This window comes from Thermus sp. FJN-A (genome assembly GCF_054655095.1).
The window spans coordinates 1-12,594 of sequence record NZ_BAAHSC010000164.1 but is presented as its reverse complement, the minus strand read 5'-3'; the positions used below and the strand labels follow the sequence as shown (position 1 = coordinate 12,594).

The window sequence follows — 12,594 nt, the reverse complement described above, 5'->3', positions numbered from 1 at the left end:
TTACTCCACGGGGCAAGGGCCTGCGCTCGGGGGGTCCGGGGCCCAGCAAGGGGCGCCCGTCTCCTGGAGGATGCGCCTCAGGTTGCCCGCCTCCTGGTCCAGGACGCGGCGGATGTCCTCGCCCCGGAGGACGATGCGGTTGAAGGTGTCCAGGTAAACCTTGTTGAACTCCCCGCCCTTGGCTCCAAGCCCCACGGGGAGGAGGCTGGGGAGGGCGGCGCTTCCCGAGGCTTGGCGCTGGATGGCCTCGGCCACCAGGCGGATTCCTTGGGGGAGGTCCTGGGGCAGGGACACCTCCACCACCGGGAAGAAGCCCACCTCCCGGAGGGTGGTGATCTGCACCGCCGGCCGGGTGAGGTACTCTATGAGGGCGGAAGCCCCTTCCCGGTTGGGAGCCCCTTTGGGCACGGCCAGCCCCGCCAGCACCGGCATGAACCCTCTGCCCTTGGGGCCGATGGGGGCGGGGAAGGCCACGAAGTCCTGGGGTCTTTGTCGCAAGGCGTCCAGAAGCCTGGCGGTGTGGTCCCAGGCGATCCACACCTCGCCGGCCAGGAGGGGCTCCTGCATGAAGTCGTAGGCGGTGGACTGGGGAGCCACGAAGCGCCAGAGCTCCCGGAATTCCCGCCACATCCCTTCGGCCTCCGGGCTACGGTACCGGGTTACCGCGCTTCCCGTGAACGAGGGGTACAGGTAACCCTGGAAGAAGCGGTGGAGCAACCCACGGGGGCCCGCGGGGAAGCCGAGGAGACGCCGGCCCGTGGCCCGTTGCACGTTAGCGGCCCATTCCTGAAGCTGGGAGTAGGTGAGGGTGTTTAAGTCGGCCCTGGGGGGCAGGTAGCGCAGGGCTTCCCGGTGGGCCACCATGATGTAGGTGGCCTGCATCCAGGGGACGTAGTAGGTTTGGTTGGTCCCCAGCTTGGCCAGCTCGAGGAACGTCCTGGGGAAGCGCCGCCCCTGGAGCCTGCCCAGCACGTCGTCCACGGGGTCCAGGGCTTGAGCCTTCAGGAGGGGCGGGAAGTCGCCGTGAAGCCCTCCCAAAAGGCTTACCGTGACCCTTCCCGCTCGGGTTTCGGCCAGGACCCGGTCCGTGAAGATCGCCGTTTCCTCCGGCAGGAACTCCACCCGACCCGGGAAGTCCTTTAGGATGACCTGGCGCATCTTCTGCGCCTCCTCCAGGGGCCTGAGCTGGGTGGAAAGGAAGAGGACGCTTCCTTGCCCCAAGGCCAGACCATGGAGGGCGAGCACCGCCAAAAACCACCGCATACGGCCTCCTTTCGCCGGGTCTGCCCCCCCGGCTTGGGGGTCAGCAAGGGGCCGGTCCGTCCGTGCCCCTCAAGACCAACTCCGGCACCCAGATCTCCTGCAAAGAGGCTAGGGGCTTGCCCTGGAGGCGGTGCAGAAGCAACTCCACCAGCCTGCGCCCTTCTTCCCGGAAGGGCTGGCGGAGGGTGGAAAGAGGCGGATCGGTGTGGCGGCTAAAGGGTAGGTCGTCGTAGCCGATCACCGAGACGTCCACCCCGGGGCGCAGGCCCCGTTTCTTGAGGGCGTGGAGAACCCCCCAGGCCATGCGGTCCGTGGCGGCCAGGATTGCCGTAGGGGGGAGAGGAAGGGATAGGAGGGCCTGGGCCGCCCGGAAGCCCCCCTCTTCCGTGAGATCCCCCTGCTGGATGTAGCCCGCCAAGGGTTCCAGGCCCACCTCCCGGAGGGCCCAGAGATACCCCTCTAGCCGGTGGCGGGAGAAGTTGTACTCCATGGGAGCCGCCACGAAGGCCACCCGTTTGTGCCCCATCTCGAGGAGGTGCTGGGTGGCCCGGAAGAACCCCAGGGTGCCGTCTAGGTCAAGGAAGGGGAAGGCGTTGCCGATTCCGTCGCTTCGCCCATGCGCCACAAAGGGGAAATCCTTTTCCAAAAGGTAGAGTATTCTTTCGTCGTGGAAGTAGGTGCGGGCCACGATCAGGGCGTCTACTCGCCTCTCTTCCACCAGGCGGCGGTACGTGGCCAACTCTTCCGGCCCTGGGGGGCTGGTGGCCACGAGAAGCTCGAGGCCAGCCTGGGCCAAGCCCTCCCCGAGGCCCGTTAGGAGCTCCAGGAAGAAGGGGTCTGCCAGTTGCCCTCGCGGGGCCGGGATGACCACCCCCACCGCTTCCGTGACCCCCTTGCGGAGCCGCCGGGCTATGGGAGAAGGCCGGTACCCCAGTTCCTTGGCCGCCAACTGGACCCGGCGCCGTGTCTCCGGGTTCACGTCGGGGTACCCTGCCAGGGCGCGGGAAACGGTGGTGGGGGAGAGGCCTAGGTGCTTGGCCAAGTCCTTAAGCTTCATCACGCCTCCCAAAACGATTTGGAACCTACCGCTATCATAGCCATCCCCCTTTGGGGTGTCAAGGACCTCAGGGCTTGCCTAAAAAATAGCCTTGTGCCCGGGAGGAGGGAGAGAAGGACCCGAAGGCCGTAGGCGATGAGCTCCAACTGAAGGGCTGGAATCGGCAGGTCTGAGGGGAGTATTCTCCTTCCAGCATGCGCGTACCCCTATCTCAGCTCTTCATGGCCTTCTTGTATATCGGCATTACCGCTTTCGGCGGCGGAGGGACTGCCCACATCTACGAGCTCATGGTGGTGCGGCGGGGCTGGCTAAGCGAGCGGGAGTTCCTGGAAACCACCGCCGTGTGCCGCGTGCTGCCAGGGCCCGTCTTTGCCAACCTGGCGGCCCACCTGGGGGCGCGGCTGGGCGGGGTGGTGGGCGGGTGGGTGGCTCTGGCGGGGGTGTTGTTGCCGGGCGCGAGCCTGATGCTGCTGCTCGGCCTGGCCTACTTTCGCTTCGGGGCCCAACCGGGCTCGGGCGCCGAAGGGGCTTTGAGCGGGGTGGCGGCGGTGGCCATCGGCCTGGTCTTGGCGACCCTACTGCGCCAGGTCAGGGTGGGGCTGGACTCGCTTAAGGCTATCCTGCTGGCGTTAGCGGTGTTCGTGACCTATGGCCTGCTGCACTGGTCATTGCCCTTGGTGTTGCTCCTGACCATGCCGGTGGGGGTGGCCCTGTACTGGCAGGAGGCCGAGTGAGCAAAGAGATTGAGGTTTTCTTCACCTTCCTGCGCCTGGGGCTCGTGAGCTTTGGCGGGGGCATGGCCAACCTGCCCGAGATGGCCCGGGTCCTCATCGCCAAGGGCTGGGTCTCGCCCCAGCAATTCGCCGACGGCTTCGCGATGGGCCAGTTCGTGCCGGGGCCGAACATGCTGGCGGTGGTGTTCTACGGTCTCAGCGCGTGCGGGCCGGTTGGAGCCGTGGCTGCCGCGCTGGGGATGTTCCTGCCGGGGGCCACGGGAGCCATCCTGCTGGTGCGCGGCTGGGAGTGGATGGCCCGTGCCCGCTGGAGTCGGGCTCTGCGCAAGGCGCTGGTTCCGGTGGGCGTGGGCCTCTCGGCCAGCACGCTGCTGGTGCTCATTGAGCTGGGGCTTGAGAGCCTGTGGGGCTTGGCGCTTATGGGGCTGGCAACGCTGCTACTTTACCGAGGCGCCAACATCCTCGCGATCATGCTGGCGGGAGGTGTCCTTGGCCTGGTGTTTACCTGGTCGCGCTGAGGCTGGACGATCGGTGGGGGACGGAAACAATCGCGTGAAAAGGGACCCTTATGCCCCACCCCAGGATCAGGTGCCGGCACTCCGACCAAAGCATCGGGGCGCCTGAACAAGAGGTTCGGTGGCCACCAGAGCCTCGAGGGCCGCGATATCTCCCTCACCCGAATTGCCGGTGGGCGTGCCCCTATCCATCACGCCAAGGCAATTCAGGACCGCAGCCACCCGATGAAATCGGTTGCCGCAGGTTGCCCGCCCGACTGCCGAACGAGAAGCGCTATCTGCCCGCGATGATATGCCCCATGGCCGAACAGGTGCGTGATGATCTCTTCAAGCGTGTTGTCGTACCAAGCCCCAGAAGTCGTCTGGTAGTGCACCGTCCCTTCCAGCTCCTCGGGATTCAACTGCGCAAGGAGGCGTTCCCATCGGTCAAGGACCTCGCCAAGGCGATGATCCACTTCTTCGAGGGACAGGTCGGCTGGGTGCAACTCAACCAGAGCCTGTCTCTCTTCCACCCGCGCAAGCCAGACCTCGAGGGCGGCGGCTATGTGCCCCAACAAGGTGATGGCCCGCTGATACGAGGGCTCCAGCTTGCGGCTTTCCGGCACGCTCCGCAGGGCCTCCACGACTACCCTGGCGCAATAGCGCTCGTAGGCCAGCCAGCGAGAGCAACGGTCCTTAAGCATTCCTCACCTACGGTTGAGGGTAATCCCACGCCTCGCCTGTTAAGTGTAACCCAAGTTGCTACCCAGCCATCTTCTGGGCCAGGAGGTTGAGGTTGTGGGCCAGGACAAAGGTGAGGACCTTGATGACGAAGCCCCAAGGTAGCCCCTTCGGGGCTGACGCCGGGTCACGACGTGGATGCGCCTGGGGAAGGGGCTATGTGTCAGCCCCGTAGGGGCTATCTTGTGCATCCCCCCCACCGTTTCCACCACCCGACGCCCCACGATGGCCAGGTACTGCATCCAAGGGAGATACCGCCGGCTGTTCCTCCTGCGGATGACCATGGGAACGATCCCCTGCGCCTCCCTGAGCAAGTCCTCATACAGATGGCTCTCGTACCCCCGATCCAGGTAGAGCTCCGCCCCCTCGGGAAGGTCCAGGGGCAGGAGGAGAAGGGAAGCGAGGTCGTGCAAGCTCCCCGGGGTCAGGTTCACCTCGTGGACGAACTTCCCGTCGTCCACCAGGAGGTGGAGCTTGAGGCCGTGGAAGTAGACCCGCTTGCTGGGGATGAAGCCCCGGTAGGCCTTGCCCGGGAAGAGCCTGGAGCGGGGGGCGCGGATGTTCTCGCAGGCGGGGAGGGGGAAGGTGTCTAGGGCATACGCCTGGGCCTGGTGGAGGTGCTTCCAGACCTGAGCCAGGAGGTGGAGGAGGGGCAAAAGAAGGGGATGGAGGGCATGGAGCCTGCGGTTGAAGCGGCTTGGGGAGGGGACGTGGCTGAAGAGCCCGAGGTCTTTGGCGAGGGCCAGGGCCTTGTTGTGCTTGCCGCCGAACTCCAGGGCGGCGGGGACGGCCAGGGTGTTGCTTTCCCGTCAGGGAAACATCTTGTGGATGGCGGATGCGGGCGTTTTGGCTTGGGGGTCATCCTTGTGGCCCAGGGCTTGGAGAGCATCGTCTACAATGCAAGTCACGCCCGAAGGGCGTAGCTTGCAGGCCGCTATGACACGCGACAGCATAGCGGCCACTATTTTTTCAGCTCCTGGGGTAGGTGGCAATTTGGGTTATACTTCGGTTGGTGGATAAACCCGTCAAGAACAGCGTGGAATGCTGGATAATCCGCCGCATGGTGGATGCGGAGGATGCCGTGCTCCTCTTGCACGTGGCGGCGAGCCCTGACATTCCAACCGGTTTCTGGCAGCCCATTACGGGCGGAATAGAGGAAGGCGAGACCTCGCGGGAGGCTTGCGTCCGGGAGATTTATGAAGAGACGTCCCTGAGGGTCCGGGCTGAGGATGTCCGCCAGATTCCTGGCCACTGGGAGTTTGAGCTCCCGCACCAGGTCATTCGCAAGAATCTGTATTGGGTGGAGACTCCTGAAGCCACCATTCGGATCGCCCCGGAGGAGCACGACGGCTGGAGGTGGGTGCCCATCTCCGCGGTGGAGGCGGAGCTGTACTGGGAATCCAACCGGCGCACGTGGGCGGCAGTGCGCGACCACTTACGGCTCTGAACCCGGGGGTGGAACTGAAGTGCTGCCCCGAATTTGGACCACCCCAAGAGAGAGGCTAGGGGTGTAGTCTGAAGGGGAAACAAGATGCGCGGGCGGTCGGCAAAGGAAAAGAGGATCGTGCTGGAGGTCTTGTCGGGTCAAAGGACCGTGGCCGAAGCCTGCCGGGCTCACGGGGTGGAGTCCCTCCTCAAAGCGTTTCCTTGACGGGGAAGCAACGGGGTGGGGGAGGAGCGGGTTCACCCCCTGGTGGGAAGGAGGGGCTTGCTCCCTCCCCGCAAGCGGCTCTCCCCCAGACCCACCTTCTCGGGAGGCCTTCCCCCGGGGGGGTGGTTCTGGTCCTTTTGCTTTCCTGACGGGAAAGCAACCCTACTTTCCCAAGCTTCAACCTGTGAAGGCGGGCAAGTCATGCTTCGCGTGACGTGGCCTTGGGTGGACACGGTGGTGGTCAACGGGGGGTGGGCTCGGAGAGGGAGCTTTGGGGGAAGGTGGAGGCCCGTTGCGCCTAGCCGCAGGCCCAGCCGGGCCTAGTTCGGGCTACGCCGTGATTCACCACACCTCCGCGGGCCAGAAGGGCCAGGGGACTAATCCAGCTGATAGGCCCTCGAGGGCCTTCCCGTTCCCCCGTAGCGGAGTTCGGCCCGCACCCGTCCTTCCTGGCGAAGCGCCTCCAGATAGCGCCAGGCGGTGACCCGGGAAAGGCCCAGCGCCTGAGCCACATCCTCTGCAGAAAAGGTTCCCCCTTGCTCCAGGAGGCGGAGGATGCGGTCCAGGGTTAAGGGATCCAGGCCCTTGGGAGCTAAGCGGCGCCCGAGGAGGCGGTCTACGTCCGCTTGGGAGACCTCCCCTTTGGCCTTCAGGCTCCGGAAGGCCCGGAACCGGGCCAGGGCCTCTCGGAACCGGGTGCGGCCGAAGGGCTTCACCAGATAGTCCATGGCTCCGCCCAGAAGGGCGCGTTCCACCGTGGGCACGTCCTTGGCGGCGGTGATGACGATGGTATAGACCCCCTCCAGGGCGGGGAGGAGGTCCAGGCCGTGGCCATCGGGGAGGTAGAGGTCCAAAAGCACCAAGTCGAAGCCCTCCTCTACCCCTTCCCCTTTCGGTGGAGCGGCCAAGGCGGCCCAGGCTTCCCGGAGGCTCCTTGCTACCTCCAGCACCAGGAGGCCCTCGGCCTCCAAAAAAGCCCGGTGGAGGACCGCCACCCGGCGGTCGTCCTCTACGATGAGCGCCCGGGGAGGCGTAGCCAGAAGACCGTCCATCCTTCCTTCCTATGGTAGCCCACCTCGCCTCCCAAGGCCCGCACCTGGGCCCGGGCCAGGGCGAGGCCGTACCCCCGCCCCGCGCCGCGGCCGCTGGCCCCAGGGAGGAAGAGGGCCTCCATCCCCTCGGCGAGGCCCGGGCCATCGTCCCAAACTTCCACCCTTAGCCCCTCCTCCCCCTCGGCGAAGCGGAGGCGCACCTCACGCTGGGCCGCCTCCAGCGCGTTTTCTAGGAGATGGCCCAGGGCGCTGGCCAGGCTCTCCCGTAAGGGAGCGTAGCGGGCGGGAAGCCTCCCTTCCAGGCGGAAGGCCAGTCCTAGCTCTTGGGCCCGGCGGAGCTTTCCCAAAAGCAAAGCGGCCACCAGGGGGACCTCCACCCCCTGGAGGAGGGTTTCCAGCTCCTTTTCGGCGGCAAGCTCCCCCTGTACCAGCCTCAGGGCCTCCTCCACCTGCCCCAGCTCCAAAAGCCCTCCTACCGCGTGGAGAAGATTCTGGAACTCATGGGCCTGGGCCCGGAGAACCTCCAGGTGGCGGCGGCTCTGGGTCAGCTCCTCCGCCAGGCGCAGGAGTTCTGCTTGCTCCTGGAGGACGACCGTGCGGTAGGCCCCCCTTCCCCAGAGGCGGACCCGGGCAGGGCGTCCCGTGGGAAGGGGAAGGTAGGGCTCACCCCCTTCCGGGTGGCCCGCGAGCGCCGGCCAGACCCGCTTTAGGGGAAGGGGAGGCAAGGCCCCTGAGGGGAGGCCCAGGAGGGCCAAGGCCTTGGGGTTCCAAAGGACCACGTCTTCGCCCTTCAGCACCATGACCCCCTCCTCTAGGGCCGTAAAAGCCGCCGTCAGAGCCTCGAGGCGTTCCTTCCCCTCTCCAAAAGGTGCGCCGAGGGCCCGGCGGAGGGCCCCCTCCGCGCGGGCTTGGGCCCAAAACCAGGTCCCCAGAGCGAGAAGGAGGGGCCATAGCAGGGAAGGGAAGAAGAAGGGATAGACCCGCACCGCCTCCAAGGCCCCCCCGGGCCAGGGGCGCGCCGCCCAAGCCGAAAACCCCGTGGGCCCTACCACCACCCTTGCCTCCGCCTCCCCGAAAAGGGGGGCCGCCGCCCGGGGTTTTGGCGTGGAGCGCACCCCCAGGACGGCGATGGCCTGGGGGTCGGGGAGCCGTGCCGCCATTTCCACCCGGGCCCTAACCTCCTCCAGGGCCAGGGCCATGAGGTGGCGGTTGGCCTCGAGGGCATGTCCCGCCCAAAGCCCAAGGGCCAGAAACGCCAAGGGCAGGAAAAGCGCCCGCGCCACAAGCCGCATTATGCGGCCTTAAGCGGGGTAAGCGAGGGCGGCCTCGAGGTCCACGGCGAGCTGCAGGCGCGCCTCCCGGACCGGGACCGAGCTTAGGAAGCGCAGGAGGGCCTCTCCCACCCGCACCCAGTGCTCGTAGTGCCCCCCCAGGTAGAGGCTGTGGGCGACCTCCCCTTCCACCACGTTCACCTCCCCGGGCCCCGCGGGCCGCAAGGTTTCGGGGCGGAGAACCAGCTTGGCCAGCCGCCCGGGGCTCAGGGCTCCCATGGCCCGGGCCCTCAGGGGGTAGCCCGCGAGCTCCAAGTGGGCCAGCTCCCCTTCCAGGGCCACCACCAGGGCCTCTACCACATTCGGGTTACCGAGGAAGTCGGCCACGAAGAGGGTCCTGGGGTTTCGGTAGAGTTCCTCGGGGGTGCCCACCTGTTCCATCCGCCCCTCGTTCAGGAGGGCGATGCGGTCGGCCATGGCCATGGCCTCGGCCTGGTCGTGGGTCACGAAAAGGGCCGCCTTGCCCGTGGCCTTCAGGGTTTCCCTAAGCCAGACCCGGGCCTGGTCCCGGAGCTTGGCGTCCAGATTGGAAAGGGGCTCGTCCAAAAGGAGGAGCTTGGGGTCGTAGGCCAAAGCCCGGGCCAGGGAAACCCGTTGCTGCTGGCCCCCGGAAAGGGCCCCGGGGTAGCGCCGCTCCAACCCCGTAAGCCCCAGGCGGTCCAGAAGCCCAAGCACCCGTTCCCTCACCTCCCTTTCCGGCACCCGCCGAAGCCTTAGGCCGTAGGCCACGTTCTCGTAAACGGTGCGGTGGGGCCAAAGGGCGTAGGACTGAAACACCAAGCCTAGACTCCGCCGCTCCGGGGGCAGGAACGCCCCTTTGTCCCCGTCGAAAAACACCTCCCTGCCCAAGCGGATTCGGCCCCCGGTGGGCCGCACAAGCCCGGCGACCGCCCGAAGCAGGGTGGTCTTTCCCGAGCCCGAGGGCCCCAAGAGGGCCACGATCTCCCCCGGGAACACCTCCAAATCCACGCCCTTCAGCACCGGGTTCTCGCCCAGGCGCACCTCGAGGGCCTCCACCAGCAACGCTTCCACCTGGGCCTTTTCCATGGCTTCTTCCCTGCTAGGCGTTGGGTAGGTCCAACCCCACACGCTCCCTCCCTAAAGCCCCTGGGGCCGCACCCCAAGCCGGTTGGCTAAGAGGAAGACCCCGCTTACGATGACGACTTGGAGCGTGGCCAAGGCGGCGATCACGTCCACCGCCCCCGTGCCCCATAGGGCCACGATCTGAGCCCCCAAGACCTCCGTGCCCGCCGTGAGGAGGTAGACGCCGGTGGAGTACTCCCGGACAAACTGGATGAAAAGCAAGAACCAGGCGGTGAGGATCCCTCCCCGCAAGAGGGGCAAGGCGCCGTGCAGGAAGGCCTTCACCGGCGAGGCCCCCGCGATGCGGGCCGCTTCCTCCACTTCCCGACCTACCTGAACTAGGGCCGCCGTGAGGAGCCTAACCCCGTAGGGCATCCAGACCACGGTGTAAGCCAGGACCAGGGCGAGGAGGGTGTTGCGCCAGGGGGTGATGGGTTTGAAGAAGAGAAAGATCCAGAGGAAGGCAAGCCCCATGATGAGGCCGGGCACCGCCCGGGGCAGGCCTGTGAGGTAGTCCAAGACCCGGCCAAAACCCCCGCCGCGCTGAATCCCCAGGGCGATGAGGAGGTAAAAGGCCAGGGCCACAGCCCCGCCGAAGGTGGCCACCAACAGGGTGTTGGTCACCGCCCGGCTCAGGTTGGGGAGCTTGAAGACCTCCGCGTAGTGCCCTAGGGTCAAGACCTCCCGGAGCTCCACCCCGGGCCCCCAGCTGGTGACCAGGCTGCGGAAGACCACCCCCAAGACTGGCAGGATCACGGCCACGAGGAGGTAAGCCGCCAGGACCAAGGCCCACACGTACCGGAGCCGCCCCAGGGGAAGCCTTTCCGTGCGGTATCCCCGGGCTCCAATGGCCACGTATCGCCCCTCCATCCGCCCCACCAGGTAGCGCTGGAGAAGGACCAAGGTGAAGGCGATGACCACGATGTGGACGCTTACCGCCGCCATCAGGTGGTAGGCGGAGGTTCCGGTGATGGCGGTGAGGCGGTAGAGATAGGTGGTGACCACCATGATCCCCTTGGCGTCCCCTAGGACCAGGGGGAGGCCGAAGAGCTCAAAACCCAAGAGGAGCATGAGGGCGGCGCTGTATACCAAAGCCGGGCGCACCAGGGGCAGGGTTACGGAAAGGGCCACCTGGTAGGGCCTCGCCCCCGCCACCCGGGCGGCCTCCTCCAGGGAGGCGTCCACGTTTTGAATGGTGCTGGCCACGTAGAGGTAGACATAGGGCACGTGGGTGAGGCCGGCGATGACGGCGATGGCGGGAAGCGTATAGATGGTCCAGGGAACCCGGCCAAGCAGGGACTCCACCCACCCGGAGACCACCCCCGAGGGCCCGAAGGCCACGATGAAGCCAACGCCCAGGATAATGGCGGAGATGAAGATGGGGGCGAGGAGCAAGAGCTCGAAGAGCCGGGCGAAGGGGAGATCCGTTTTGGTAACGAGAAAAGCGAAGAGGCTTCCCAAGGGCACGGCGATGAGGACCATGCCCACACCGATCAGGAAGGAGTTCTTTAAGGCTTCAAAGAAGTAAGGGTCGTGGAGGACGTAGCCGTAGGCCTCGAGGGCAAGCCGCTTGACGGGCGCGAAGAAAGGAGCCGTGAGCAGGCTCTGATAGATCAAAATCCCGATGGGGGCGAGGACCAAAAGCCCCACCGCCCCGGCGAGGAGGGCGAGGGGCCCAAGCGCCGAAGGAGTGGCCGAGGTCCGGCGGACCATCCCGCTCCCCTACTGCCCCCGGACGGCCTGGCGCCAGAAGGTAAGGAAGCGCATCCGCTCCGCCGGGTCCAGGTTCTTGAGGATCTCCGGGGACACCGGGAGCGCGTGCACCTTATCCTTTCCGCCCACGGCCTTGTAAAGCGCCTGCGGCGTGGCCTCCCCCACCACCGTTTCCCTGCGGGCGAAAATGAGCGCCGTGTAGGCCATGAGGTTCTGCCCGCGGAGGGAGAGGAGGTAATCCAGGAAGAGCTTGGCCGCGTTGGGATGGGTAGCCCGCTTGTTGATAAAGGCCACGCGCTGAATGGCCACGGTGCCGTCGGTGAGGTAGACGATCCCCAGGTCCTTCACCGTGCGCTGTCGGAGGAGGGCATAGGAGCCGAAGAAGCCGTAGGCCAGGTAGTGCTCCCCCGAGATCACCTTCTCGAAAGCGGCCCCGGTGGAGGAGTAGAGGGCTGCCTGGGCGCGGCCGAAGGCCCGGGCTAGGTCTTGGAAGGCGGGGAAGCGGTCGTATTCCGCCTTGAGGAAGGTGAAGCCCACGGCGCTTCGCTCCGGATCCCAGGTGGCCACCCTCCCCCGCATCCTGGGCTCCTGGAGGAGCCGCACAAGGCCTTCCCGGGTGGTGGGGACCTCCTCGGGCTTGAGGAAGCGCTTGTTGTAGACCACCACCGCGGGCTCCAGCGTGGTGCCGTAGGCCAGGTTCTCCAGCCGGCCGTTGGCGGGCCAATTCTTGGCCTCGGGGGAGTCGTAGGGCAAGGCGTAGCCCTCGCTCGCCAACTTCACCTGGAGCTCCATGGCGCTGGACCAAAGGAGGTCTGCACTCCGGGCACCGGCTGCGCTCTCGCTCACGAAACGATCGTAGATGGCCTGCGTGCCCAAATCATTGTATTCAATCTGAATAAAAGGGTAGAGCTTCCGGAAGTCGTCCAAGAGGGCCTGGGCGCTCGATTGGTCCGTGGAGGAGTAGATGATGAGGCGCCCTTCCCGGCGCGCCGCCTCCACCACCTGCGGGTCCGAGGCGGGCCGGGACTGCTGGGCCAGGCCTAAAGCCGCCACCAAAGCCATAAACCAAAGGATTCCGTGCCGCATGGTCTCCAACCTCCCCTGTCGGGCAAGGAAGAGTTTAAGGGCAGGCTTTCCCTGCCGGCAAGGTTATCTTCGTTTTTTTCTCTCTCGTGACGGTGGAAACCAACCTGCTCCGCCTGGGGAAGCCCGGTAAAAGGACGCCCTTAGACCCACCCACGTGCGGGCATGGTGCTAGTGGTGGAGCACCCGTTGCAGGAAGCTCCGGGTGCGCTCCTCCTTGGGGGCGGTGAAGATCTCCCCCGGCCTCCCCTCCTCCACGATCTGCCCCCCGTCCATGAAGATCACCCGGTCCGCCACCTCCCGGGCAAACCCCATCTCGTGGGTCACCACCAGCATGGTCATGCCCCCACGCGCCAGGTCCCGCATCACGTCCAACACCTCCCCCACCATCT

Annotated in this window: 11 protein-coding genes and 2 pseudogenes; 3 read left to right on the top strand and 10 right to left on the bottom strand. The window is 66.3% G+C overall.

Annotated features, from left to right (window positions below; genetic code table 11):
* The gene (locus ACYQ0J_RS01625; RefSeq protein ID WP_460170447.1) at positions 1-1,263 is read right to left on the bottom strand and encodes an ABC transporter substrate-binding protein; all 1,263 of its coding nucleotides are present in this window, start codon (positions 1,261-1,263) and stop codon (positions 1-3) included.
* A 40-nt stretch (positions 1,264-1,303) separates the two neighbouring features.
* The gene (locus ACYQ0J_RS01620; protein ID WP_460170446.1) at positions 1,304-2,320 is read right to left on the bottom strand and encodes a LacI family DNA-binding transcriptional regulator; all 1,017 of its coding nucleotides are present in this window, start codon (positions 2,318-2,320) and stop codon (positions 1,304-1,306) included.
* A 194-nt stretch (positions 2,321-2,514) separates the two neighbouring features.
* Here ACYQ0J_RS01620 and ACYQ0J_RS01615 point away from each other — a divergent pair, with 194 nt between their 5' ends.
* Entirely contained in the window at positions 2,515-3,054 is a 540-nt protein-coding gene (locus ACYQ0J_RS01615; protein ID WP_460170445.1) for a chromate transporter, read from the top strand.
* Positions 3,051-3,572 (top strand): chromate transporter, encoded by a 522-nt coding sequence (locus tag ACYQ0J_RS01610; RefSeq protein WP_460170444.1) that lies wholly within the window; start codon positions 3,051-3,053, stop codon positions 3,570-3,572. Before ACYQ0J_RS01615 ends, ACYQ0J_RS01610 begins: the two co-directional genes overlap by 4 nt.
* 203 nt (positions 3,573-3,775) lie before the next feature.
* Here the strand turns inward: ACYQ0J_RS01610 and ACYQ0J_RS01605 are convergent, their stop codons facing one another.
* Positions 3,776-4,252, bottom strand: a complete 477-nt coding sequence (locus ACYQ0J_RS01605; protein ID WP_460170443.1) for a DinB family protein — start codon at positions 4,250-4,252, stop codon at positions 3,776-3,778.
* A 58-nt stretch (positions 4,253-4,310) separates the two neighbouring features.
* Positions 4,311-5,242 (bottom strand): annotated as a pseudogene (locus ACYQ0J_RS01600) (transposase).
* Between the two features lie 59 nt (positions 5,243-5,301).
* On the opposite strand from ACYQ0J_RS01600, the gene ACYQ0J_RS01595 reads away from it, so the two are divergent.
* Positions 5,302-5,736: an NUDIX hydrolase gene (locus tag ACYQ0J_RS01595; RefSeq protein ID WP_460170442.1), complete on the top strand. Its 435-nt coding sequence runs from the start codon at positions 5,302-5,304 to the stop codon at positions 5,734-5,736.
* A 581-nt stretch (positions 5,737-6,317) separates the two neighbouring features.
* On the opposite strand, the gene ACYQ0J_RS01590 is transcribed toward ACYQ0J_RS01595, so the two are convergent.
* The 6 genes and pseudogenes from ACYQ0J_RS01590 to ACYQ0J_RS01565 all read right to left on the bottom strand — a co-directional run.
* Positions 6,318-6,992, bottom strand: coding sequence for a response regulator (locus ACYQ0J_RS01590; protein ID WP_460170441.1), 675 nt, complete (start codon positions 6,990-6,992; stop codon positions 6,318-6,320).
* The gene (locus tag ACYQ0J_RS01585) at positions 6,950-8,284 is read right to left on the bottom strand and encodes a sensor histidine kinase (RefSeq protein WP_460170440.1); all 1,335 of its coding nucleotides are present in this window, start codon (positions 8,282-8,284) and stop codon (positions 6,950-6,952) included. Before ACYQ0J_RS01585 ends, ACYQ0J_RS01590 begins: the two co-directional genes overlap by 43 nt.
* A gap of 9 nt (positions 8,285-8,293) precedes the next feature.
* Positions 8,294-9,370: an ABC transporter ATP-binding protein gene (locus ACYQ0J_RS01580; RefSeq protein WP_460170439.1), complete on the bottom strand. Its 1,077-nt coding sequence runs from the start codon at positions 9,368-9,370 to the stop codon at positions 8,294-8,296.
* Positions 9,371-9,421: 51 nt separating this feature from the next.
* A complete protein-coding gene (locus ACYQ0J_RS01575; protein ID WP_460170438.1) occupies positions 9,422-11,119 on the bottom strand; it encodes an ABC transporter permease in 1,698 nt (565 codons plus the stop codon).
* A 9-nt stretch (positions 11,120-11,128) separates the two neighbouring features.
* Positions 11,129-12,181 carry an ABC transporter substrate-binding protein gene (locus ACYQ0J_RS01570; RefSeq protein WP_460170437.1) on the bottom strand — a complete coding sequence of 351 codons (1,053 nt, stop codon included), beginning with the start codon at positions 12,179-12,181 and terminating at the stop codon, positions 11,129-11,131.
* A gap of 192 nt (positions 12,182-12,373) precedes the next feature.
* Positions 12,374-12,594, bottom strand: a pseudogene (locus tag ACYQ0J_RS01565) (peptide ABC transporter ATP-binding protein); the annotation flags it as partial.